The sequence below is a fragment of the Enterococcus sp. 3G6_DIV0642 genome (assembly GCF_002140635.1).
Taxonomy (GTDB): domain Bacteria; phylum Bacillota; class Bacilli; order Lactobacillales; family Enterococcaceae; genus Enterococcus_D; species Enterococcus_D casseliflavus.
The window spans coordinates 2,128,208-2,152,835 of sequence record NZ_NGLH01000001.1 but is presented as its reverse complement, the minus strand read 5'-3'; the positions used below and the strand labels follow the sequence as shown (position 1 = coordinate 2,152,835).

24 protein-coding genes are annotated in these 24,628 nt (G+C 43.8%); 18 read left to right on the top strand and 6 right to left on the bottom strand.

Annotation, left to right across the window (positions count from 1 at the left end):
* Positions 1 to 72 precede the first annotated feature (72 nt).
* Positions 73 to 1,092, bottom strand: coding sequence for a branched-chain amino acid aminotransferase (locus A5878_RS10275; RefSeq protein WP_060792257.1), 1,020 nt, complete (start codon positions 1,090 to 1,092; stop codon positions 73 to 75).
* A 210-nt stretch (positions 1,093 to 1,302) separates the two neighbouring features.
* Between A5878_RS10275 and A5878_RS10270 the strand changes: the two genes are divergently transcribed.
* Positions 1,303 to 2,271, top strand: coding sequence for a pyridoxal-phosphate dependent enzyme (locus A5878_RS10270; protein WP_010749511.1), 969 nt, complete (start codon positions 1,303 to 1,305; stop codon positions 2,269 to 2,271).
* Between the two features lie 199 nt (positions 2,272 to 2,470).
* On the opposite strand, the gene A5878_RS10265 is transcribed toward A5878_RS10270, so the two are convergent.
* Genes A5878_RS10265 through A5878_RS10255 form a run of 3 tightly spaced genes read right to left on the bottom strand, consistent with a single transcriptional unit; the run spans position 2,471 to position 5,638 of the window.
* Positions 2,471 to 3,274 carry a TPM domain-containing protein gene (locus A5878_RS10265; RefSeq protein ID WP_086295528.1) on the bottom strand — a complete coding sequence of 268 codons (804 nt, stop codon included), beginning with the start codon at positions 3,272 to 3,274 and terminating at the stop codon, positions 2,471 to 2,473.
* Complete coding sequence (locus tag A5878_RS10260; RefSeq protein ID WP_060792259.1) at positions 3,271 to 4,392, bottom strand: hypothetical protein; 1,122 nt, start codon at positions 4,390 to 4,392, stop codon at positions 3,271 to 3,273. Before A5878_RS10260 ends, A5878_RS10265 begins: the two co-directional genes overlap by 4 nt.
* 16 nt (positions 4,393 to 4,408) lie before the next feature.
* Positions 4,409 to 5,638: an SPFH domain-containing protein gene (locus tag A5878_RS10255; RefSeq protein WP_010749514.1), complete on the bottom strand. Its 1,230-nt coding sequence runs from the start codon at positions 5,636 to 5,638 to the stop codon at positions 4,409 to 4,411.
* Positions 5,639 to 5,921: 283 nt separating this feature from the next.
* Here A5878_RS10255 and dnaX point away from each other — a divergent pair, with 283 nt between their 5' ends.
* The 13 genes from dnaX to A5878_RS10190 all read left to right on the top strand — a co-directional run bounded on the left by dnaX (position 5,922) and on the right by A5878_RS10190 (position 16,392).
* Positions 5,922 to 7,643, top strand: coding sequence for a DNA polymerase III subunit gamma/tau (dnaX, locus tag A5878_RS10250; protein WP_074535173.1), 1,722 nt, complete (start codon positions 5,922 to 5,924; stop codon positions 7,641 to 7,643).
* Positions 7,644 to 7,663: 20 nt separating this feature from the next.
* On the top strand, positions 7,664 to 7,978 hold the full coding sequence (locus tag A5878_RS10245; RefSeq protein WP_086295526.1) for a YbaB/EbfC family nucleoid-associated protein: 315 nt from the start codon (positions 7,664 to 7,666) through the stop codon (positions 7,976 to 7,978).
* Between the two features lie 14 nt (positions 7,979 to 7,992).
* On the top strand, positions 7,993 to 8,589 hold the full coding sequence (recR, locus tag A5878_RS10240) for a recombination mediator RecR (protein WP_005229813.1): 597 nt from the start codon (positions 7,993 to 7,995) through the stop codon (positions 8,587 to 8,589).
* A 20-nt stretch (positions 8,590 to 8,609) separates the two neighbouring features.
* The gene (gene tmk, locus A5878_RS10235) at positions 8,610 to 9,257 is read left to right on the top strand and encodes a dTMP kinase (RefSeq protein WP_005229815.1); all 648 of its coding nucleotides are present in this window, start codon (positions 8,610 to 8,612) and stop codon (positions 9,255 to 9,257) included.
* A 32-nt stretch (positions 9,258 to 9,289) separates the two neighbouring features.
* Positions 9,290 to 9,619 (top strand): cyclic-di-AMP receptor, encoded by a 330-nt coding sequence (locus tag A5878_RS10230; protein ID WP_005229817.1) that lies wholly within the window; start codon positions 9,290 to 9,292, stop codon positions 9,617 to 9,619.
* 14 nt (positions 9,620 to 9,633) lie between these two features.
* Complete coding sequence (holB, locus tag A5878_RS10225; protein ID WP_005231923.1) at positions 9,634 to 10,566, top strand: DNA polymerase III subunit delta'; 933 nt, start codon at positions 9,634 to 9,636, stop codon at positions 10,564 to 10,566.
* Between the two features lie 29 nt (positions 10,567 to 10,595).
* Entirely contained in the window at positions 10,596 to 11,396 is an 801-nt protein-coding gene (locus A5878_RS10220) for a stage 0 sporulation family protein (RefSeq protein ID WP_005229821.1), read from the top strand.
* A gap of 19 nt (positions 11,397 to 11,415) precedes the next feature.
* Positions 11,416 to 11,763 (top strand): DNA replication initiation control protein YabA, encoded by a 348-nt coding sequence (locus A5878_RS10215; protein WP_026008088.1) that lies wholly within the window; start codon positions 11,416 to 11,418, stop codon positions 11,761 to 11,763.
* Positions 11,764 to 11,833: 70 nt separating this feature from the next.
* Entirely contained in the window at positions 11,834 to 12,694 is an 861-nt protein-coding gene (rsmI, locus tag A5878_RS10210) for a 16S rRNA (cytidine(1402)-2'-O)-methyltransferase (protein WP_005229825.1), read from the top strand.
* Between the two features lie 171 nt (positions 12,695 to 12,865).
* Complete coding sequence (locus A5878_RS10205; protein WP_074535174.1) at positions 12,866 to 14,083, top strand: ammonium transporter; 1,218 nt, start codon at positions 12,866 to 12,868, stop codon at positions 14,081 to 14,083.
* Positions 14,084 to 14,099: 16 nt separating this feature from the next.
* Positions 14,100 to 14,441 (top strand): P-II family nitrogen regulator, encoded by a 342-nt coding sequence (locus A5878_RS10200; RefSeq protein ID WP_074535175.1) that lies wholly within the window; start codon positions 14,100 to 14,102, stop codon positions 14,439 to 14,441.
* A 150-nt stretch (positions 14,442 to 14,591) separates the two neighbouring features.
* A complete protein-coding gene (gene dinB, locus A5878_RS10195; protein WP_005229832.1) occupies positions 14,592 to 15,716 on the top strand; it encodes a DNA polymerase IV in 1,125 nt (374 codons plus the stop codon).
* 19 nt (positions 15,717 to 15,735) lie between these two features.
* On the top strand, positions 15,736 to 16,392 hold the full coding sequence (locus tag A5878_RS10190) for a DNA alkylation repair protein (protein WP_074535176.1): 657 nt from the start codon (positions 15,736 to 15,738) through the stop codon (positions 16,390 to 16,392).
* Between the two features lie 137 nt (positions 16,393 to 16,529).
* On the opposite strand, the gene nrdG is transcribed toward A5878_RS10190, so the two are convergent.
* Together nrdG and nrdD are read right to left on the bottom strand one after the other, a co-directional pair.
* Positions 16,530 to 17,126: an anaerobic ribonucleoside-triphosphate reductase activating protein gene (gene nrdG, locus A5878_RS10185; protein WP_074535177.1), complete on the bottom strand. Its 597-nt coding sequence runs from the start codon at positions 17,124 to 17,126 to the stop codon at positions 16,530 to 16,532.
* 83 nt (positions 17,127 to 17,209) lie between these two features.
* A complete protein-coding gene (nrdD, locus tag A5878_RS10180) occupies positions 17,210 to 19,405 on the bottom strand; it encodes an anaerobic ribonucleoside-triphosphate reductase (protein ID WP_081116412.1) in 2,196 nt (731 codons plus the stop codon).
* 287 nt (positions 19,406 to 19,692) lie between these two features.
* Between nrdD and A5878_RS10170 the strand changes: the two genes are divergently transcribed.
* The 4 genes from A5878_RS10170 (at position 19,693) to A5878_RS10155 (ending at position 24,567) form a co-directional block, all read left to right on the top strand.
* Positions 19,693 to 20,457 (top strand): ABC transporter ATP-binding protein, encoded by a 765-nt coding sequence (locus A5878_RS10170; protein WP_005229848.1) that lies wholly within the window; start codon positions 19,693 to 19,695, stop codon positions 20,455 to 20,457.
* Positions 20,447 to 22,501 (top strand): FtsX-like permease family protein, encoded by a 2,055-nt coding sequence (locus A5878_RS10165; protein WP_060793061.1) that lies wholly within the window; start codon positions 20,447 to 20,449, stop codon positions 22,499 to 22,501. Before A5878_RS10170 ends, A5878_RS10165 begins: the two co-directional genes overlap by 11 nt.
* A gap of 188 nt (positions 22,502 to 22,689) precedes the next feature.
* Complete coding sequence (locus A5878_RS10160; protein WP_010749523.1) at positions 22,690 to 23,772, top strand: M42 family metallopeptidase; 1,083 nt, start codon at positions 22,690 to 22,692, stop codon at positions 23,770 to 23,772.
* 9 nt (positions 23,773 to 23,781) lie between these two features.
* Positions 23,782 to 24,567, top strand: a complete 786-nt coding sequence (locus A5878_RS10155) for a DUF975 family protein (RefSeq protein ID WP_228077397.1) — start codon at positions 23,782 to 23,784, stop codon at positions 24,565 to 24,567.
* Positions 24,568 to 24,628: the final 61 nt, after the last annotated feature.

Genomic DNA, 24,628 nt, shown 5'->3' with positions numbered 1-24,628 from the left:
TTGGTTGGCGGAAAGAGAATAAAACGAACGATCACAGTGGACCGTTCGTTTTATGATGGTCTATGGGTGTGGCTATTTCAATGGGACATCAAAGATCCAACCTGTTGGGGCCGCAATATCTCCAAATTGAATGCCGGTCAATTGATCATACAATGCTTTTGTTTGTGGACCAACTTCCGTTTCACTATAGAACACATGAAAATCCTCACCGTTTTGGATCCCGCCGATTGGGGAGATAACAGCAGCTGTTCCGCAGGCACCCGCTTCGACAAACCGATCCAGCTCATTGAGATAAACATCGCCTTCAACAGGGGTCAATCCTAATGAGTGTTGCGCTAGATGCAGCAATGAATATTTTGTGATACTTGGCAAAATAGAAGGAGATTTTGGTGTCACAAATTCATTGTCAGCCGTGATTCCGAAAAAGTTAGCAGAACCGACTTCTTCGATTTTGGTATGCGTTTCTGGATCCAGATAGATGCAGTCGGAAAATTTCCGCTGATGGGCTTCGTATCCAGGCAACAAACTCGCAGCATAATTTCCACCAACTTTGGCTGCGCCAGTACCATTTGGTGCCGCGCGATCATAATCAGAAACAATGAAATTGGTCGGTGTCAATCCGCCCTTAAAGTAAGGACCGACAGGCATACAAAAAACCGTAAAAATATACTCTGGTGCTGGACTGACACCGATGTTTTCTCCGACCCCAATCAATAGAGGACGAATATACAAGGTGGCGCCGCTGCCATAAGGTGGAACATATTCCTGATTTGCTTTTACTACTTGTTTTACCGCATCTAAGAAAAAGTCCTCAGGAACCTCTGGCATGCGCAGGCGATAGGCACTGCGATTCATCCGTTTGCTATTTTCGTCTGGACGGAACAAATTGATGCCGCCATCTTTTCTTCGGTAGGCTTTTAGTCCTTCAAAACATTGTTGTCCATAATGAAGAGCGGTTGATCCCTCGTGGATATGCAGATAATTATCCTCGGTAAGTTCGCCTTCATTCCAAGAACCGTCTTTCCATGTTGCCAAAAAACGCCATGGCGTCTTCATATAAGAAAACCCTAAATTTGACCAATCGATTGTCATTCGTTCACACCCTTTTTTAATTTTTCTAAGTATAGCACTTCAGAAAAGAAATGTCATTATTTTCTGAAAATTCTTCTGTAAGAATAGTTGGTGACATTGACGTGTAAAGGATTGGGAAGTGCTCTTTGCTTGTACGAGTTCCCCAGTTTGTTTTTCTACAAGTTCTGTGCTTCAATGAGAGTATAAAAAAACAAAAAAGGGGGAACGTTTGTGATTGAGGAAGTGTTGACGGACAGTCTGGGGATCGCTGCTGCGTATCGACGATTGAAACCAATCATGATCCATACACCACTTGCACCAAGTAATATTTTAGGCAAAGAAAAAGAGGGCACGATATTTTTGAAATTAGAAAATCTACAGCGTACCGGCTCCTTTAAAGCGCGGGGGGCGTATAACAAGCTCGCTTCATTGACTGATGCAGAAAAACTTCGCGGTGTCATCGCCTGTTCTGCAGGAAATCATGCGCAAGGTGTTGCTCTCGCAGGATCGTTACTGGGGATCAATGTCCGAATCTTTATGCCATTAACGGCTGCTAAAACAAAAATAGAGGCGACAAGAAGCTATGGCGCACAAGTCGTTTTAGCAGGAGAGACGTTTGATGAAACCAAACAACTGACAGTAGACGCCATGAAAGACAGTGGCGAAGTTTTTGTCTCTCCCTTTGATGATCGTGCAGTAATGGAGGGGCAAGGAACGATTGCGATCGAACTGTTGGAGGATCTTCCAGATGTTGATAATGTCATTATTCCCATTGGCGGTGGTGGGTTGATCGCTGGGATGGCTTTAGCCTTAAAAGAACTTCGTCCAGAAGTCAAAATCATCGGCGTTCAATCCTATGGCGTTTATGGTATGATCGCATCGATCTGGCAGCAAAAGCTGGTAGCCAATCGCCGCAGTAGAACGATCGCCGATGGCTGTGATGTTGCTTTAGCAGGGGAGCTGACCTATGATGTTTTGAAGACCCGTATCGATGAAACGGTCTTAGTTGAAGAATCCGACATCGAACAAGCGATCCATTACTTGGCTTTGAAGGAAAAAGTCATTGCAGAAGGTGCTGGTGCATTAAGTACAGCGGCGATTTTAAGCGGACAGATCGATCATTTACTTCGAGGAAAGAAAACTGTGGCTTTGGTCTCCGGCGGCAATATTGATTTCTCTGTGTTTAAGGAAATGATTTGAATAAAAAGCATACTCAAGTAAAATCGATGAGGTGCATTTGAAATTATCAAAAGGATCTCTATATCTTTACCTGCGATAGGGTCAAAATCATTGTGACGATAGCTAAAGGATCTTGTCGATTCATGGTATGAATAGCAGCAAAAAAAAGAGTTCCCGTTTGAAGGAACTCTTTTTTACATTCAAAACAACTATTTAACGATTAGAAACTGCGTCCGCCGCCGCCGAAAGTACCGCCACCAGAAGAGTGGGTCGTACTGCCGCCGCCACCGCCGCCACCGCCATTATTCGAAGGACGGGGGATGCGTCTGGTTGTGACAAAGGAGTTGACTAAGCGATCTTCTTTTTGGGTCAGATCAATACTTGATTTTTCTAGATAGTTAAATTTGTAGCCGCCCATTTTTAATTGGTAACGGGATTTAACAATGATGAAAAAGGCGATACTGATCACTGCTGCGATTGCTAAGCAAATAGCAATTTCTAGTGGCGTCATCACTTTGTAATAAGTAATTTTTCCAGTATCACGATCGATACGATAGTGATCGGCAGGAACACCTGCTTCCACAAAACCAGCCGCTTTTTGCAGATAGACCAATGCCGCTTGGTAATAATTTCCCTCTGCCATCTGGTCAAATACTGCATCAAGTAGCTTGTCTAGACGTGAGTCAGTGAGGTAATCGATCATATTTCCAGAAGTCGAAACGTGAAATTTACGTTGCGACATATCGATCACCAAAGCGGATCCATTGTTGTCGTTGCCGATCCGTCTTGAAAGATATCGATTAGTATACAACTCGATATCTCCCGTGTTGCTGTTCGTTGTTTGAATAAACACTTCGCCTTTGATTTTCGCATTCAGCGCTTCTGCTTCTTCATTCAACTTCTGGATTTCTTGTTCGGTAAAAAGTCCAGCGTGGTCTGCGACTGTCTCTTCGGCTGCGAAGGCGGGCAGGGTGGTGAAGAAAAAGCCAACCAGCAGAAGCAACAAATAGGATAGTTTTTTCATAAGAAATACGCTCCAATCAATGCGAGGATGGTCGTTGCCGCGAAAATTGCGCCACTGACGATTCCCAAGCGTTTGTAACTGATTGGTAAAACACCGCTGACTTTTCCTGTTTGCCCATTCATCGCATAATAAAAGGCACTCTTGTTTTCATCATCGGCTCGATAGGTCACTAGCCATACAGGAAGCAAAACGTAATTGTTTTCTTCTTTTGTTAGATTGATGGATCGATTGTTGCGTTTAAAACTAGTATAGCCATTGACGGTACCTGCTAACAGGTTTTCAGCATACCCCGATAATTCGTTTTTGACTTCGTCGGAAAGATCAATGTATTCAATGTCTCTTTTTTCTGCTTGGAAGCCGGCTAAATACTGACTGCGAAAATTAACAGCTTTTTCAAGGGGAAACGGCTGAACGCCAGTTACCATTTTTTGTTGGACGTTTTTTGACAGCGCATGCTTGAGCAATTCATTCACCTTGATTTTTCCTCGTCGCAAGACATCGTATTGTTTGTGTTCAGTATATTCAATATCACCAACGCGCCAAATTCGCAAGGAGGTACCCATTCCTGAGAGGGAGCCGTTCATCTCGGCATCGACGACCCAATAAGGGAAGTATACGCCAGTCAATTTCTCTACTTGTGCTTGGTCGAAGAAATCCCGTGGGACGAATTTTTTCTTTTGCGCCCATTCTAAAAACTTTTGCGTTGCTTCTTCTTTTTCGATCGCAAAGGGAAGGACTTTGTTTGGCAAAAATTCTCCCGAAAGCCGTCCAGATAAAACGACCGGGTTATGGCAAAAGTAGCAATAGGTTGCAGCTGTAGTCGCATCCGTCACGATTTCAGCACCGCAGCTGGGGCAGGTGAAAAGGTCCATCTGTCCCGCTTGTGCATTGGCTTGTTGCTGCACTTCTTCTTCAAGGCTCGGCTCCGTCACTGAGGTAGCCGTGGCATCTACAGAAGAATCAGCGGCCATTTGCGCTTCTTTTTGCTTTTCTTCAAAGGCAGTGACTTCGTCTTCAGTAAAAATACTCAGACAAAATGGACAATGAAATTTTTGATCGCCAGGATCAAAGGTTAAAGCGCCCCCGCAATTGGGGCACTTATGTGTGATAACATCCATCAGCAATCCTCCTCAATTAGTCTACTGGGACACCTTTGAAAGGTTTGCCGCAATTCGGACAGAATTTTGGAATGCCGTTGGCTAAATCGATCACTTCACCACAATCGCTGCATTTCATTTTCAGACTTGGTCCATCGCTCGTTGGTTTAGGCGTGCCGCAATTGCTGCAGAATTTACCAGTATTAGATGTGCCGCATTGTGGGCAGTCCCAATGATCTGCGTTGCTTTGTGCAGGTGCTTGTTGCTGCTGCATCTGCTGTTGGTTATTTTGTGACGCTTGGTTCAAATAACCGCCACCAGCGTTCATCCCCATGCCCATGCCAACAAACCCAGTCGTAGCGCCAGCGGCATTGCTACCGGCAGATTCCATACCACGAGCTACCGAACCTTGAACATAGCCTTCACGAATCGAAGGGTCACCTAACATTGCCCCTTGGTTCCGCATGTTGATCAATTTTACGGAATCATCCGTATAAGAGATGCTTGCGACGGCAACCGAAACGATTTCCATTCCTCGGAGTTCTCGCCAGCTGTCATCAAGAACTGTTCCCATATATTTGCTTAATTCCATGCTCTTAGATGGAACGTAAGAAATTCGTTCGCCATCAGCGGACATTTTGTTGATCGCTGTTTGTAGGGCGGTCAAAAATTCAGCTAAGTACTGCTCGTTGATGTCGTTGATATCGACTTGACTTTTGTTTTTTGGGATCGCATTCGTATAGAACAAAATTGGATCGGTAATTCGTAAGGAATAGTTTCCGTGCGCCCGCAAGAAAAGTTCTGCGTTGTAAAAGTTGTCAAAATAATTCAAAGGCGAGGAAGTACCGAAGCGAATCCCTTTGATTTCTTGTAGATTGATATAAAAAACTTGTTGTTTTTGCGGTGTAACGCCACCAAACTTAAAGCGGTCAAACGTTTCAGAAATCGCATCTTTCAATGAACCGTTTAACATTGAAGGCGCTAATTCGTTTTTCACTGTATAGTAGCCTTCTTCGGCGGTATAATCGATGATTCGCCCGCCATCAACCAATAACATCATCATATTCGGATAGACATGGATCACTGAGCCATCAGTGATGACATCTTCCGTGCCTTTTCTGTTGGAACCGCGTTTGTCATTACGCCGCACTTTGACACCTTTTGTCATTACTGTCGAATCGCTCATATTGTCAGGCTCGATCACCTCTAGCCATTGATCTGCTAATCCGCCGCCAATTGCGCTTGTTGCCGCTTTGATAATACCCATTTTCAGTCCTCCTTTAAATTGTTTTCATCACAATAGATGAACATAGATTCATTATACCATAGGAGGTGAGATTTACGTTATCAGTCTAAAGTTGGAGAGGATTTTTTCGCAAAATCCATCAATAAACGGTTCGTTCGCAGGTGGATTTGAATAAAAGAGACAAATGGTAGGTTGCGGATTAAATTTCCATTTCTTTTGAGATTCCCCCACGCAAACGGTGGTTTTTTTGGCTGATATTACGTATAATAGAAGGTAGCGAATTTTGAAATGAGTGTGGAAAACTATGGCTTATCAAGCATTATATCGTGTTTGGCGTTCTCAGCGTTTTGATGATGTTGTCGGACAAAAAGCAATTACCCAAACCTTAAAAAATGCAATCGATCAAAACCAGATCTCGCATGCCTATTTATTTACGGGTCCTCGAGGAACCGGGAAAACAAGTGCAGCGAAAATTTTTGCCAAAGCCATCAATTGTCCGAACCAGGTCAACGGTGAGCCTTGCAATGAGTGCGACATGTGTCGCTCAATCACAGCAGGGACGCAAGAAGACGTGATCGAAATCGATGCGGCAAGCAACAACGGTGTAGAAGAAATTCGCTTTATTCGTGATCGTGCGAACTATGCACCGACTCAAGCTGAATACAAAGTTTATATCATTGATGAAGTGCACATGTTGTCAACAGGCGCATTCAACGCTTTACTAAAAACATTGGAAGAACCACGGAAAAATGTTGTCTTTATTTTGGCAACAACAGAGCCCCATAAGATTCCAGCAACGATCATTTCCCGAACCCAACGCTTTGATTTCAAACGGATCAATACGCAAGATATCGTGGGTCATTTAGAAACGGTCCTTACTACTAGTGAGATCAATTATGAAGCAGAAGCTTTACAGATCATTGCGCGAGCCGCAGAAGGCGGTATGCGGGATGCCTTGAGTATCACCGACCAGGCGATCGCTTTTAGTGATGGAACCGTAACGACCCAAGATGCTCTTGAAGTGACGGGCAGCTTGTCCTATGAAATGATGGACCGTCTGATGCAGGCTTGCGGGGAAAAAGAAGTTGCCGATGCGTTAGCGACCTTGCGGGAGTTATTAGACTCTGGTAAAGAAGCCCGACGTTTATTGGAAAACTTGTTGGTTTATTGTCGAGACTTGCTGATGTATCAACAAGCGCCGCAGCTGCTATCTGAAAAGTCGCTGCAGTTGACTGAAGCGTTTCAAACACTGGCAAAAAATACCCCGCCAGCAAAAATCTATCACTGGATCACGGTCTTAAACGATACGCAAAATGAAGTACGATTTACGAACAATCCTACGATTTATTTGGAAGTGGCTGTGGTCAAATTAGCCAATGATCCAGAAAGTGCTGCTGTTGCTAGCAATTCAGCTGATAATAGTCAAGAAGTGGCGCAGTTACGGCAAGCATTGCAAAAACTTCAGGCAGAGGTGCAACGACTGCAGGAGAATCGACCGGCAGGTGCCGTTGCGGAAACCACTGCGCCAGTGAAGAAAGCCAAGGCGACCACTACGTTCCGTTTACCAAAGGAACGCGTGTTCCAAGTACTGAAAAGTGCAACGAAGAAAGACTTGGCAAACGTTCGCAATGTTTGGGACGATCTTTTGATGTCTCTTTCCGTGACGCAAAGAGCGATGCTGCATTCCAGTGAAGCAAAAGCTGCCAGCGAATCGGGCGTCGTGATCGCTTTTGACTATGAGATCTTATGCCAGCGAGCAAGTAACGACCAAGAGTTTCAATTGATGATCCATAATCAATTGTCTCGCATGATCAAAGACTACGCCCCCCAGGCTGTCTTTATCACAAAAGAAAGTTGGCCAGCACTACGGCAAGAGTTTTTGGCCGGCGGTCAAGCAACGGCAGATACGGAAATTGAAGTAGACCAAGAAGAGACCGAAGCCGCTCCTGTCGAACCTGAAAATGACGACTTAGTAACAAAAGCGCAAGAGTTATTTGGTGAATTAACCAGCATTGAAGAAAATTAATGAAAATGGAGTGATTGATAATGATGCGAGGCATGGGAAATATGCAAGGCATGATGAAACAAATGCAAAAAATGCAAAAAGAAATGATGAAAGAACAAGAAGCGCTGAACAGCAAACAATTTATCGGCGAATCGACAAATGGCTATGTCAAAGCGACCTATACTGGCGATAAGACGTTACAAGACATTACTATCAATGAAGCGATCGTTGATGCTGACGATGTGGAAATGCTGCAAGATATGATCATTTTAGCTGTCAATGACGGATTGAAGAAAATTGAAAAAGAATCGGAACAAACGATGGGCAAATACACAAGAAACATTCCGGGTCTATAAAAGGAGAAATGACGGTGCAATATCCTGAACCGATCGCCCGATTGATCGACAGTTACATGAAACTGCCGGGAATCGGACAAAAAACCGCGACACGTTTGGCATTTTATACGATCGATATGAAAGAAGAAGTCGTCAATGAGTTTGCCAAATCGTTGCTTAGTGTCAAACGAGATTTGCACTTTTGCAGTATTTGCGGAAATATAACTGAAGAAGATCCTTGTGAGATCTGTAGTGATCCAACAAGAGACAAAGAAACGATTTTAGTGGTTGAAGAGCCTAAAGATGTCATGGCACTAGAAAAAGTCCGGGAGTATCATGGACTTTATCATGTGCTGCATGGCGTGTTATCCCCGATGGAAGGGACAGGTCCAGAAGATATCAACATTGCATCGCTGATACAGCGGCTGCATGATGATCAGGTCAAAGAAGTGATTATTGCGACCAATGCGACCACGGAAGGTGAAGCAACGGCGATGTATATGTCACGTTTGATCAAGCCTGCTGGTATTAAAGTCACGCGTTTGGCTCATGGCTTATCTGTGGGCAGCGATATTGAATACGCGGATGAAGTGACCTTGCTAAAAGCAGTAGAAGGTCGCCGAGAATTATAAAGATATTGGAGGCAATTAGGGTGAATGGATTGTTTATAACCATCGAAGGACCGGATGGTGCTGGAAAAACCAGTGTGATCGAAGAGTTGTATCCTCGGTTACAGCTTGAAGCAACAAGAAAAATCGTGAAAACAAGAGAACCTGGCGGAGTTAAAATCGCTGAAAAGATTCGTAAAATTATTTTAGATCCGCGAAATGAAGAAATGGATGAGCGGACGGAAGCCTTACTTTATGCAGCGGCCCGCCGCCAACACTTGATTGAGGTTGTCCTGCCGGCATTAAATGCTGGACACATCGTGATTTGTGACCGCTTTGTTGACAGTTCGCTTGCCTATCAAGGAGCTGGACGCCGCATCGGGATTCCTGAGATCGCACGGATCAACGAGTTTGCGACGGAAGGAACGACGCCTGATTTTACCTTGTATCTAGATGTTGACTCTGATACTGGCTTGCGTCGCATCCAAGAAAACCGCGCACATCAATATGACCGCTTAGATTCGGAAGGATTGGAGTTTCACCAACGGGTTCGTCATGCGTATCTTAAGCTGGCGGAAGAAAATCCTGTACGCATTCATAAGATTGATGCTAGAATGGGGTTACAAGAAGTTGTTGAATCCAGCTATTCAGCAATCGTTGAATCGTATCCTGCTTACTTCAAGTCAATCTAGAGTAGGTTGGATAACACAAAGGAGATGGTCCCATGAAATTAATTATGGCAATCGTACAAGACAAAGACAGTAATCGTTTGGCAAATGAGTTTATTGATGCCAATATCCGTGCTACAAAATTGTCCTCAACGGGTGGGTTTTTAAAGGCTGGCAACAGTACGTTTATCATTGGTATTGAAGACGATCGGGTACAAGATGCATTAGAATTGATCAAAAAAACCTGTCAATCAAGAAAACAATATGTCTCGACACCGATGTCTTTAGACATTTCCTTAGACGGTCAAGTTCCTTATCCAGTCGAAGTCGAAGTCGGCGGAGCAACTGTGTTCGTGCTACCGGTTGACGGATTCCATCAATATTAAAAAAGGAGCTTTTCATGGAGGAGTTATTTCTACAAGAATATCAGCCTCTTGTTTTTGCCCAACTAAAAAAAAGTATCAAGCATGGGCGCATTGCTCATGCTTATCTTTTTGAAGGGGACAAGGGGACTGGCAAGCACGAATTAAGTCTGTGGCTCGCAAAACGCCTTTTTTGTACCAATGTGCAAGAAGAAGCCCCGTGCGGCACATGCAGCAATTGTCTGCGGATCGCCCAAGGAGAGCATCCTGACGTCATCCAAATCGAGCCGGATGGGCAGATGATCAAAGTCGACCAGATTCGGCAGCTGCAAGAGGAGTTCTCAAAAAGCGGCTTTGAAAGTCGTCTGAAAATCTTTATTTTGTCTCAAGCAGACAAAATGAACAACAGCGCTGCCAACAGCCTATTAAAGTTTTTAGAAGAACCGGTGGGAAACTTTTTGGCGATTTTAGAAACCGAGAGTTTAGGACGTATTTTGCCGACGATTCAGTCTCGCTGTCAGATCATTCATTTTTCGCCGCTGTCAAAAGAAAAACTACAGGAGAAGCTGCAAGAAGAAGGACTTTCCAAAGAGACGAGTCGACTTCTGAGCCACTTGACTAATAGTTATCATAAAGCAGTTGAAATCTCGCAGGATGAATGGTTTAATGAAACTAAGGATGCTGTTAAGCGTTGGGTGAATTACCTTTTGAAGAAAGACCCGCAAGCATTTATTTTTGTTCAGAAAAAATTATTGGGTCTAGCAAAAGAAAAAAATCAGCAATCAGAAATCTTTTTGCTCTTGTTATTTTACTTTCAAGAGGAACGAGATCGATTGTTGGCACAAGGTTTATGGGGAAAAGAGATCAATCGTGCCATTGAAGCCGCATTGCAAGCACAAAAAAAATTGCAAGCCAATGTGTCTTTCCAAGGAGTGGCAGAACAATTTTCCGTGAAAATCATCTATGGATAAAACGCAGCAGCCGGAAAAGGAGACCAGAGATGATCGAAGTTGTCGGAGTGCGTTATCATGACGTAGGCCAGATTTATTTTTACACACCAAAAAAACAGACCTATACCATAAATGAACAAGTCATCGTGGAATCACAAGATGCCAAATGTCTTGCCACGGTGGTTACCAAAAGCAGAAAAATGAATGAGAGCGATTTGCCTCAAGCAGTCAAACCGATCCTGCGTCGAGCGACGAAAAAAGATTTGGAGCAAGCTGCCGCCAATCAAAAAGCAGCAGACGAAGCGTTGAAAATTGGGAAAGAAAAAATCCGAGCACACCAGCTGCCAATGAAGCTGATTCGGGTGGCATATACCTTTGAGCGCACAAAACTGATTTTTTCGTTCACGGCAGAAAGCCGCGTTGATTTTCGTGAGTTGGTCAAAGACTTGGCAAGTGAATTTCATACACGGATCGAACTGCGCCAAATTGGTGTCAGGGATGAAGCAAAGGCGCTAGGCGGAGTTGGACCCTGCGGTCGCAAACTATGCTGTGCGACGTTTTTAGGCGATTTTATCCCAGTGTCCATCAAGATGGCTAAGGATCAAGGACTCTCCTTAAATCCTGCAAAAATTTCAGGGTTATGTGGTCGTTTGATGTGTTGTCTTAAGTACGAAAGTGAAGAGTATGAGCGTGCAAAAAAAGAATTGCCGGATCGCGGCAAGGAAGTTGAAACGCCAGATGGCAAAGGACGTGTGGTTGGGCTGGATCTGTTGAGCCGAGTGATCAAAGTCCGTTTGCATGATCGGCAAACACCAATCGAGTATGATTATGAAGAACTAGTGACAAAATAAGTAGGTGACCATAATGAGCATGGACAAACGATCAATATATGACGGATTGAATCAGTTAGAAGTGGAGTTGCAAAATTCCTTGAATAATCTAGCGGAAATGAAGCAGTCTTTGCAAGAAATCGTCGAAAAAAATACGACATTAGAATTGGAAAATCAACGCTTACGTGAACACATTCGTGAGTTGAACCAAGTGGCAGATGCACCCGCTGAATCGGTCAAACAAGAGCTTTCTAAATCACGGATGAATTTAGAAAAGATTTACGAAGAAGGATTTCATGTTTGTTATGACTTATACGGTTCTCGCAGAGAACATGACGAACCTTGTGCGTTTTGTCTAGAAGTGATCTATCGTGAAAGCGGCAAATAGCTGACAGACGAAGCGGTTCGTTAGAAAAAAGATCAGTTTCTGCTGGTCTTTTTTTCGAAAGGAGCAGTACATGCAAAAGCAGCAAAGTTATAAACATGACACTGGAAAACTGTATCTTGTTCCAACACCGATCGGTAACTTGGAAGATATGACGTTCCGATGTGTCAAAATTTTAAAAGAAGCGGACCTGATCGCAAGTGAAGATACTCGAAATACCCAGAAATTGTTAAATCATTTTGAGATTGCGACACCGCAAAAAAGCTTACATGAACACAATTATAAAGAACGGGTGCCACAGCTGATAGAACAGCTGCAAATGGGCAAGACTATTGCCCAATGCAGTGATGCTGGTATGCCCTCCATTAGTGATCCAGGTCATGAATTAGTCAAGGCGTGCTTGGTCGAAGGAATCGCAGTGATTGCGCTCCCAGGACCTACGGCTGGTTTGACCGCGCTGATCGCTTCTGGCTTATCACCGCAGCCGAATCTTTTTTATGGCTTTTTACCTCGTAAGAAAAAAGAACAAAAGCAAGCGTTAAGTGAATTGGCAAGCCAAGAAGCTACGATGATTTTTTATGAGTCACCGTATCGAATCGCAGCGACGATCGAAACGATGAAAGAGGTATTGGGAGAACGTCAAGCAGTTATCTGCCGTGAATTGACGAAAATCCACGAAGAATACTTGCGAGGGACCTTTTCAGAATTGATTGAATACCTCGACCAACAACCAATCAAAGGGGAATGCTGTCTATTAGTGGAAGGCGCTTCTGAAATCCCTGAAGTCGTTTATGAAGGAAGCTATGCTGAACAGGTGGCAGCCTTGATGAAAGAGGCAGACTTGTCCTCAAAAGAAGCCATCAAAGAAGTGGCTAAACGCAATCAAGTGAAGAAACAGCTTGTTTATCAAGCCTACCATCAATTAGAAACGTAATCATACCGAGAATTCTCTCGGTATTTTTTTGTCTTTTTTCGGACTTGTGTTAAATTATCTGACATCGACAGTTAGCTATTTTCAGAAAATTCACGATTTTCTCAGAAAAATCTAGATTATTTGAAAATATGATGTTAGGATAGCTAACATAAAGAAAAGGAGGCGTCAAAAATGAACACAGGGAATATTGCATTTATTTTAATTTGTAGCGGCATGGTTTTTCTTATGACTCCAGCATTGGCATTTTTTTACGGAGGATTGGAACGTCGCAAAAACATCCTCAATACCATGATGATGGTGATTTGTACGATGGGCTTGGCGTCTGTGCTATGGGTCGCTTTAGGGTATACCTTATCTTTTAGCGGCACAGGCTCATTTATTGGGAATTTAGATAAAGTCTTTTTCAATCATGTCTCGATGACAGAAGGAGAAGGGATTCCTGAAGGGTTATTTGCGGCCTTTCAAATGATGTTTGCCTTGATCACAACGGCGATCATTACTGGATCTGTCGTGGGCAGAATGCGTTTCTCAGCTATTTTCCTATTTATCGGCTTCTGGCTAGTTCTCGTGTATTTTCCAATGGCACATATGGTATGGGGCGGCGGTTTTTTAGATGCGATCGGCTCGATCGATTTTGCAGGAGGCAATGTCGTTCATATCAGTTCGGGTATCAGTGGGTTAGTCTTAGCGATCGTTGTCGGTAAGCGGCGAGAATTTCATCAAACCGAATATCGTCCTCATAATATTCCCTTTGTTGTACTAGGTGCTGGCCTTTTATGGTTTGGCTGGTTTGGCTTTAATGCTGGCTCTGCGTTAGCAGCTGATGGTCTAGCGATCCACGCCCTAATGACCACGAATACGGCAGCAGCCAGTGCGATGCTTTCTTGGATGCTGATCGAAAAAATCGTGTTGGGCAAACCGACGGTCGTTGGTGCGTGTACTGGAGCCGTCGTGGGCTTAGTTGCCATCACACCAGGTGCGGGATTTGTCTCGCTTTGGTCTTCCTTTATCATTGGCGCTTTAGTCAGTCCGTTTTGCTACTTCTTTATTTCTGTCATCAAACATCGATTAGGCTTAGATGATGCGCTGGATGCCTTTGGCTGCCATGGGGTAGGCGGGATCTTCGGTGGTTTGATGACGGGGATCTTTGCGGATCCAGCAGTGGGTGGACGGTCAGGATTGCTCTATGGCGGCGTTGATCTTTTTCTCGCACAAGCCGAAAGTATCGTATTTACGATTCTATTTGCAGGTATCTTATCCTTTGTCATTATCACTTTGATCAAATGGGTAATGCCGATTCGCGTATCGCAACAAGAAGAAGCAGTGGGGATGGATCGGATCGAACATGACGAAACGGCCTATCCTACCTTTATGGGGTTAGACTCTTAAGAGTGGAGGAGCAGTCATGAAAAAAGTTGAAGCGATTATTCGCCAAGAAAAATTAGAAGAACTAAAGGCCGCTTTGGACCAGTCTGATTTAATCAGCGGCATGACAGTCAGTCAAGTACTGGGCTGCGGCAATCAAAAAGGGCTCAAAGAGTTTATTCGTGGCCAAGAAGTGATCACAACTCTTTTACCAAAAGTAAATGTCCGTTTTGTTTTAGCAGATGAAAAAGTCGATGAGGTGATTGAGCTGATTGTATCGATCTGTCGGACAGATGAAGTCGGTGACGGCAAAATATTCGTCTACCCGTTGGAAGAAGCGATTCGGATTCGCACTAATGAACGAGGGGAAGCTGCCTTATAGTAGAACTTCTTGGACCATGAAGAGGGCCGCAAAAGCAGTGAATGTAGAAGGAAGGACCAATGAAGGTTGGTCCTTTTTGCGTGCTTCCCTCGATTCCTTGCTTGATAGGGAACCTCTGTTCGTTTATAATAAGAAGTGAGGTGAACAACGATGTCGGAACTGCAATTTCCCTTAAAAAATGATACGAGCCGCAAAATTATTCATATTGATATGGATGCTTTTTTTGCTTCGGTGGAAGAACGGGATGATCCAGAGCTTGCCAAGCATCCCCTCGTCATTGCCCGTCACCCAAGTGATACTGGCGGCCGAGGAGTGGTCACGACCGCCAATTATCTGGCACGACAATATGGCATCCACTCGGCAATGAGTGCGCAAAAAGCCTATGAGCTTTGTCCGCAAGCGATTTTTAAACCGGGAAATCATCAAAAGTATCGTGAAGTGTCCCAGCAAGTCAGAGAAATTTTTCATCGGTACACCGACATCATCGAACCAGTTTCTATTGATGAAGCGTATCTAGATGTCACAGTCAACAAGATCAATTGTCCTTCAGCAATTAAGATCGCTCGTTTGATTCAACGAGACATCTGGCAAGAGACTCATCTGACCTGTTCGGCAGGAGTCAGTTACAACAAATTCTTGGCAAAACTGTCTTCGGATTATCATAAACCACGAGGATTGACGGTGGTGATGCCAGATGAGGCAGTGGCATTTTTGCAACAATTACCCATTGATAAATTTCACGGGATCGGGAAGAAAACTGTTCCGCGGATGCATGAGTTAGGTATTTTTACAGGAGCTGATCTGTATGGCTGGAGTGAGATGGCGCTGATTCGTGAATTTGGCAAAATGGGGTATTCCTTGTATCGGAAAGTTAGAGGTATCCATGATTCCCCAGTTAGTGTGACGAGAGAACGGAAATCAGTTGGAAAAGAGCATACATACGGCAATCCATTAACCAGTGAAGAACAAGTATTGAGCCAGTTACGGGCTATCGCAGAAGAAGTCGAAAGATCACTGAAGCGCACACAAAAACATGGCAAGACGGTCGTGTTGAAAGTTCGTTACAGTGATTACTCTACGATCACCAAGCGAGTGACCTTGCCAACCTATGTTCATAAAAAAGAACAGTTATTTTCCGAAGCAAGTCTGATTTGGGAAGAAATTTTAGGTCTGGAAAAAGGCATCCGTCTTTTGGGGATCACCGTCACAAATCTTGATCCACTGACCTATGAAAATATCGTACTGCCCTTATGGCAACTATCTGACGAGCAGTAGGCTGAAGAGGAGGAGCAAAATGACACTCTATCAAGTATATGACACGATGACAGGATTGGCTAATCAGGAGCGAAGTGAAAAAATGGCCGCCTACATGCGGCATCAGTTTGATTTTTTAGGCATTCCTACGCCGTTGCGCCGCCAGCAGGAGAAAGCGACCTTCAAAGCAGCAAAACAAACGAAAACGGTTGATTGGGACTTTATCGATCATTGTTGGCAAAGCAGCTATCGGGAACACCAATACCTTGCGATTGATTATTTAGTGGTGATGGAGCCGTTTCTAGCAGCCATCGATCTGGCAAAAATTGAACAGCTAGTCATAACAAAAGCTTGGTGGGATAGCGTGGACGCCCTAAGTGAGGTTGTCAGAAAACTAGTTCGCCGACTGCCAGCGTTAAAAGCTGAAATGCTTCGCTGGAGTCTTGAGGAAAATCTTTGGCTGCGGCGAGTGGCAATACTCCATCAACTGCTGCAAAAAGAACAGATGGATCGACCACTGCTTGAAGAGGTCCTCGTCAATAATTTGGGGAGTTCTGAATTCTTTATCAACAAAGCCATTGGCTGGAGCTTACGAGATTATGGCAAGACGAATCCTCAGTGGGTCCAAGACTTTCTGCTTCGCTATCAAACAAGTCTGGCGCCTTTGACGATTCGTGAAGCAAGTAAGTACCTGTAAAAAGCTTGGTCACTGAGTTGAGATAACATAAAAAAACACCGTGCATCATCTTTGAAGGAAGAGGAGGTGACCGCCAAAAGTTCGATTTTTTGGTCTAACTTTTGGGGTCACCTCAAGATGCACGGTGTTTTTAGTTTTTAAATTTGTTTTTTGATTTGTTCGTAGCTTGCTTCAGCATCTTTGCACTTTGCCCAGATAACCGCTTTTCCTTGTTCCCGAGATGCAGCAAGATCAATGATTCGTTGATTGCTGCTGCCGCGAAACTGCAAGTTTAAATTTCGTTTGCTCAGTTCAAAACGACCGTCGACTAAAATATCGATTTTGGATAAAAGTTCCAATTTATCGGGTGTTTCCAAAAGCAATTCTTCATAGGTGTAGCCTGACCAGCTCCAAATATCTTTGCTGTGCCCAAATTCAGCACGAACCCGATCAACGACTTTCAGACAGACTGTCGTGTTCAGGAAAGGTTCGCCGCCTAGGAGGGTCAGTCCTTGGACATACTCATGTCGCAGATCTTCGATGATTCGATCCTCTAGTTCTTGCGTAAAAGGTGTGCCATAGCGAAAGTTTTGGACTGCTTTGTTGAAACAGCCTTCGCAAGCAAAGAGACAGCCGCTCACGTATAAACTATTTCGAATGCCTTCACCATCAACAAAGTTGAAGGCTTTGTAATCAGCAATATAATTTTGGCTATATTCTTTGGCTTGCCATTCTTTAGGTTTCGGATTTCTCATAGGAAAACTTCTTTCTATCATGAATTACAGGGATTGGTCTTCAAGAAAAGGAGTGTAGAAGAATTCTAGCACTCCTTTTTCGTTTATTCTTGCAAATGTTTGACCCGGGCAGAAATTTCTTTGTGCCGTCCATTGACCATTGGACGAGCTTGAGGATTTCCAAGATACCCACAGGTTCTTTTGACGACGTCACAACTTTTTGGGTCATGATTGCCACATTGTGGACATTCAAAGCCCCGTTCGGTTGGGTTGAAGTCTCCTTCATACCCACACTCGTAACAGTGGTCGATAGGGGTATTTGTTCCAAGATAGGCGACCCGATCATAAGCGTAATCCCAAACCGCTTCTAACGCTTTTGGATTTTGCTGCAAGACTGGGTATTCGCAGTAATGAATAAACCCGCCAGAACAGTATTTTGGATACTCTTTTTCAAAATCAAGTTTTTCAAATGGTGTCGGATTTTTCCGCACATCATAGTGGAAGCTATTGGTGTAGTATTCTTTGTCGGTAATGTTTTCAACTTCACCGAATTTTTCGGTATCCAAGCGGCAGAAACGATCAGTCAGGCTTTCACTAGGCGTTGAGTACACGCTGAAATGATAGCCGTATTCATCGCCCCAGGCATCAGCATGAGCTTTCAATTCTTTCACGATCGCTAGGGTAAAGGCTTTTGCTTCTGGATCTTGTTCCCATGTTCCACCATAAAAAGCCGAAGCAGCTTCATACAAACCGATATATCCAAGAGAAACAGTAGCACGTTTGTTTTTGAATAGTTCATTTACATTGTCTTTGCGATCTAAACGTTCACCAAAGGCTCCGTACATGTAGAGGATCGGCGCATTCGCAGGGCTGGCTTCTTTACAGCGCTCCACCCGATAGACAAGAGCATCCTTGACGATTTGCAGACGATCTTCCAGCAGCGTCCAGAATTTTTCTTGATCACCATTTGCTTCTAAGGCGATCCGGGGAATATTCAATGTCACGACACCTAGATTCATCCGACCGACATTGATTTCTTCACCACGTTCGTTTTTCCAGCCTTGCAAGAAAGAACGACAGCCCATCGGCACTTTAAAGCTGCCGGTCAATTCAACCAATTTATCATAATTCAAAATATCAGGATACATCCGTTTGGTGGCACACTCTAAAGCCAGTTCTTTAATATCATAGTTCGGATCGGTAGGGGCCAAGTTGACGCCACGGCGAATACTAAAGATCAATTTTGGAAAAATAGCGGTACGCTTTTCACTGCCTAACCCGTTGATGCGAATTTGGAGAATCGCTCGTTGGATCTCCCGTTCGAACCAGTTGGTTCCTAAACCAAAGCCAAGGGAAGTAAACGGCGTTTGCCCGTTCGAGGTGAATAACGTATTGATTTCGTATTCTAGACTTTGCATTGCGTCGTAGATATCTTTGCGTGTTTTGCTCTTCGCGTAAGCTTCTCGACGTTCAGGTGCCTCGATCCATTCTTCGGCATCTTTTAGATGCTTTTGATAATTCAACTCAGCAAAAGGAGCCAATAATTCATCTGTTCGATCAGCAGAACAGCCGCCATATTGACTCGATGCTACGTTTGCAATGATTTGTGAGATTTGAGCGGTGGCCGTTTGGATCGATTTTGGCGATTCCACTTCGGCGTTCCCAATTTTAAACCCATTATTCAGCATGCCTTTAAAATCGATCAAGCAGCAGTTGGTCATTGGGGTGTAAGGATGATAATCCAAGTCATGGTAATGAATGTCGCCTTTTTGGTGAGCATTTGCCACGTGAGGAGGGAGCATTTTCAAACCGATCGATTTTCCTACGATCCCAGCGGTCAAATCACGTTGTGTATTGAACACATTGCTATCTTTATTGGCATTCTCATTGACGACCGATTGATCTTTATTCATCAATTTGTTGATCGTAAAGTTGATGTCTGTGGCTTTGCTGCGCTCGAAATCACGACGGGTCCGATAGTTGATATATTCTTCAGCCAAGGCATACTCGTTTTTTGCTAATAAGATATGCTCGACGATATTTTGGATCTCATAGATTTTTACATTCGTACGAAAACGTTCCGCGATCTCGTGATCGACACTGTCAACGATCTCGGTGATTTTTTCGTGGTCGATGGGAGAAAGCTCGCCGTTGATTTTTCTTAGGGCTTTCACTAACGCATCGTAAATTTTTTGATCATCAAAATCGACAAGCCGTCCATCACGTTTTACGATTTTTAACTGACGCAAAGCGGACTGTCTTTCCAACCCTTGCTCAGGATTTCTCTTAATGTTCATCATTTCTACCACTCCTTATCTTCCTCAATATAATAAAACAAATTGTAGAAATGAGCAACTATATATAGTGGTGAATAAGGGTTGGTAAATTGGATATGCACAATATATGGTGTATATTCATTGGGGTGTTTTCTGAGAAAACTGATAAGATTAAGGATTTGGTTGTTCCATGTTTCACATAATGAATAAAAAACTTTTTTAAATTTATTTTTTCTCTGTTTTGAAGCAGAAGTATTCAATGAAAAAGTATGCTACCATAAGGAGAGAATTTTATTAAAGGAGGGTTCTATGTGAAAAATATGATTGATGTGAAACATCTGACCAAAAGTTACGGCACTCGTTTCAATCAAACCAAAGTATTAGATAACCTTTCTTTTGCAGTGGATCAAGGAGAATTTGTCGGGGTCATGGGGCCCAGCGGCGCTGGGAAAACGACCTTGATGAATCTGTTGTCTTCAATCATGCGACCTAGCTTAGGCTCGATCTATATCGATGGCAAAGACATTACCCGAATGTCGGAAAAAGCCCTCAGTGATTTTCGTCGTCAGCAGATCGGTTTTATCTTTCAAGACTTTAATCTTTTAGAGACGTTGACTGCCAGAGACAATATCTTGCTTCCCCTTGCCATTGATCGCTTGCCCGTAAGTGAAACCCAAGAGCGCATTGAACAAACGGCCAATTTGTTAGGAATCGAGCACTTGTTAGATCGCTACCCAGAAGAATTGTCTGTAGGGCAAAAACAAAGGGTCGCTGCTGCTCGGGCGATCATCAGTCGTCCGGCGGTCCTTTTTGCTGATGAACCCACGGGAGCCCTTGATTCAAAAGCGGCAACAGAATTGTTACGGTATCTAGCGCAAATCAATCAACAAGAAAAAACGACGATCTTGATGGTCACGCATGATCCTTTCACCGCCAGCTACTGCAACCGAATTTTATTCATCCGAGACGGTGTCTTCTTTGCAGAAGTCGTCAAAAAAGGCGGGCGTCAGGAATTTTTTGAAAAAATCATCGATATGCAGGCAACGATTGGAGGCGGTCCGCGCCATGTTGTTTAAAATCGGCTGGCGGAGTTTTTTGCGGCAGTTTCGCAACTATATGGTGTACTTTATTTGTATGATGACCGCTGTGATGATTTTTTATTCCTTTAACGCCCTGATGAATGATCGTCTGCTGAATCAACGGGTCCAGCAAGATATCCGCATTGAAGGGGTTTTAGGATTCGGCAGCAGTGTGGTTGCCTTTGTCGTCTTGTTTTTTATGCTGAGTGCCAATCATTTTTTTCTTAGTCAGCGGCAAAAAGAAATCAGTGTTTACCAGCTTTTGGGGCTGCGGCAAGGTCGTCTGGCTTGGCTGTTGCTGCGGGAAACGTTTCTATTGAACTTTTTCTCTTTAGTGACCGGCATCTTTATGGGGATTATTTTTTCGAAATTTTTTTCTATGATTTTGATTCGAGCGATGGGCTTGAATTTAACGAGTCATTTCTTTAATTCGCCCCAATCGATTTTTTCAACGGTTTTTGTCTTTATCGCGGCGATGATTATTTTGAGTATTCAAGTGATCCTTTTTGTATGGCGTACCCCAATGAGTGAGCTGATTAAGACTGAATACCGCTTACCGATCAAGAAAATGAAAATGACCCCGTTTCGTTCATTAATGGGGGTTCTAGGTCTGATTCTACTGGGGGTAGGCTACTATTTGTCTTTGACCCTGCGGGAAACTTGGACCAACTATATCACGTACACACAAGATTTTTCAGCAATTTTATGGATTCCTTTATTGATTCTGTTTTGTTGTGTGACGGCAACCTATCTTTTTTTTGATTGCTCGTTACCGGCACTGTTATATTTTTTGAGCAAGCCGAAAAAACGTCTTATCAAAGGGGCGAAACTGATTGCTTACAATAACGTGCGGGCTTACTTGCAAAGAACGTGGAAAAGCTATGCGCTTTTGACGATCATCACAGCGATCGCAATCTCCCTGATCGGGGGAACGATGGGGGTCATCTCATTAAACTATCAAGCAACGAACCGCATTTATCCAACGTCCTTTCAAGTGTCAGAAGAGCAGGCAGATACCTTGCGGGACCTTTTAGAAAAAGCCGATACACCGATTATTGCCGAACAATCGATTCCCTATAAAATGACCAATATGACGGTTCAAACCCGTTACCTTGGAGAGTTGCAAGACGAAAATATTGAAAATATCATGGTGAATCTGGTCGCTTTTTCTGATTATCAGCGTCTGCGAAAACTGGTTCCCGATGCCCCGGAGATTCAACTGAGTACCGATAAACAAGCGGTGCTTTTTGACAGTCAATACGATGTGACTCGTTCGTTTATCACCTATCGCGATGAGGTCAAAATCGGCAGTCAACATACGTTCAAACTCATTCAAGCAGAACAGGATTATTTTGGGGATTCTGCCTTGCGCTATTCCTTGCCGAATGTCCTTGTCATCCAAGATGATGCGTACCAGCAAGTTGAGGGCTTCACCTATAGCGTTGCTTATTTACAAACAGACAAGGTGCAAACGGAGAGCTTGACTCAGCTGCTAGATGAAGAGCTGCCGATTGAGTGGACGCATCCTTTGACCTATGAGTTTAGCGATGACCAAAAAAGCGTGCGTTTTTATCCAGAGACTGCCCGAGATTCCACCAGTGAGAATAACCAGATGACCGCATATCGACTGACCTTAGCGAATCGTTTTACAACGATGCGCGGCGTGCGGCGGCAAGCAGGAATCGTTTTGTTTGTGTCATTATTTGTAGGTGTGATCGTTTTGATCACGACATCCAGCAGTTTGATCGTTCGGCAATTTTCAAATACCGAGCGGGAGAAACACAATTACCGATTATTGACCAAACTAGGTTACACCCGAAAAGAAGTACGCAAACTCGTTTACTGGCAAAACATCTGGATTTTTATGCCAGGTACGCTACTGGCGATCTTGCATGCCGTCTTTGCCATCAATACCTTCACCCAAATCATCGACAGTCCTGGGTATTGGGTCGCTCATTTGTTTGCGGCAGTTGCAGCAGTCGTCTATCTATTTGCCTATTTGATTACCGTCAAGCTGTGTCTGCGAATAATTGAAACTTGATTGAATTCTTGATAAAACGATCCTTAGAATTGAAGCGAACCTTACAAGTTAGACCAAAAAATCTAATCTTGAGGATCACTACAAAACGAGGATCGTTTTTTCATTTAACCAATCTTTTTGTATTTCCCTCTGGCACCAGATTAAGAGAATGGTATAATCATAATCAATGAGACAAAGGAGGAAGCAAGATGGAGAAAAAAGAAGAACAGCTTTTAATAGACCTAACGACTGCACGTGGGGTTCCTGGGAATGAGGAGGAAGTGCGTGAAGTCTTTAAAGAATATGCCAAAGACTTTGCTGAAGATATCTTTTTTGATGGTTTAGGAAGTGTCATTGCCAAACATGTTGGTGATGGCGGTGGACCGAAAATTTTTATATCGGGACATATGGATGAAGTCGGCTTTATGGTAACTAAAATCACAGAAAAAGGCTTTATTGAATTCCAGACCCTTGGTGGATGGTGGGGGCAAGTGATGCTGGCACAGCAAGTCGAGATCAAAACCAATGAAGGCAAATTGATCCACGGTGTCGTCGGTTCAAAACCACCCCATGTCTTGAGTCCAGAGACTCGAAATAAACCGTATGATATCAAAGATATGTTCATTGATATCGGCGCTTCAAGTGAAGAAGAAGCCAAAGGCTGGGGGATCCGTCCGGGAGATATGATCACCCCTTATATCCAATACAAACGGATGAACGACAGCAAATTTTTATTAGCCAAAGCATGGGACAATCGAATCGGTACGGCGGTATCACTGCGGGTATTAGAAACCTTGGCAGCAGAAGGACATCCCAACTGCTTGTTTGCTGGCAGTGACGTGATGGAAGAAGTTGGCCTAAGAGGGGCGCGAACAAGCACTCACTTAGTGAATCCCGATATCGCGATCGCACTAGATACTGGTACCGCTGGGGACACACCTGGAATGACACCAAAAGAAGCGGATTCTGTGTTAGGCAAAGGCCCACAAGTCCTGATTTTCGATGCTTCCATGATTCCTCACAAGAAATTATTGAATTTTGTGATCGATGTCGCAGAAGAGATGGAAATTCCTTTCCAATATACCGTGATCACTGGTGGAGGAACCGATGCTGGTCAAATGCATTTGACTCGTGATGGGGTCCCTTCGATCGCTATTACCGTGCCCGTTCGTTACCTGCATTCTCATACTTCTGTCATTCATGAGGATGACTACTTCAATACAGTCAAGCTTGTAACGGAAGTGGTTCGCCGCTTAGACGATAAGACCGTTAAAGCATTGCGCAGTTATTAAGGTGAGTCTATGAGATCAAATACAATGATTCGAGAGACCGCCAAAAACTCCTTGCGCGGATTCTGGGGAACGTTCGTCTTAAGTATTTTAGCGACGGTTGCGGTACAAGCGGTGGTCAGCTCGCTTTTTAGTAGTATTGGGACTTCTTTTGGTGCAAACAATGCAGGGAGCTGGATCGATCTGATCTTGGACAATTTTGTCTTCTTTGCGTTTTCGGTAGCGTTGAGTATCATGGCACTCTATCTGGTTCGTGGCAGAGGAATCAAGGTGGGGGATATTTTTCTAGTCTTTGATAAACGTCTGTATGTACCGTTTTTGCTACTAAATTTAGTGAGCGCGCTTTTAAATTATCTTTTGAGTTTTGCGATTTTCTTGCCGCAGTTTGTCTTATCAGGGCTCAATCAATATTTGGACTTGGTATTCAATTTTAATCGGGGAATCTCTGTTGATGTGGCGATGTTTAATGGCTCGGTCGCTTTTGTGATTGGGACTTTTCTCTCCATCATATTGTTTTTCTTTTTGTCACAAGTCGTTACTGGTGTGATCCAATTAGCAATCTATCTTCGCTATGATCAACCGGAATTAGGGGTACTCCAGTCTATCAAAGTGGCTTTTACTCTTTTGCGGCCGCATCTGGGGCAATACATTTGGCTGCAGTTATCACTGATTGGTTGGTTTATTCTCGGTTTCTTGGCGCTTTTGATCGGGATGTTGTGGGCAAACGCCTATGCCTATGCGGTCAACGCAGCATTCTATGAAGAATTGATCAATGAACAACGAGCGCTGATCAGATAAACAAAAAAGACGACGGCCCATTGGTCTGGCTCCCTGCAGATAGAGTAAAAAAACTCATTCC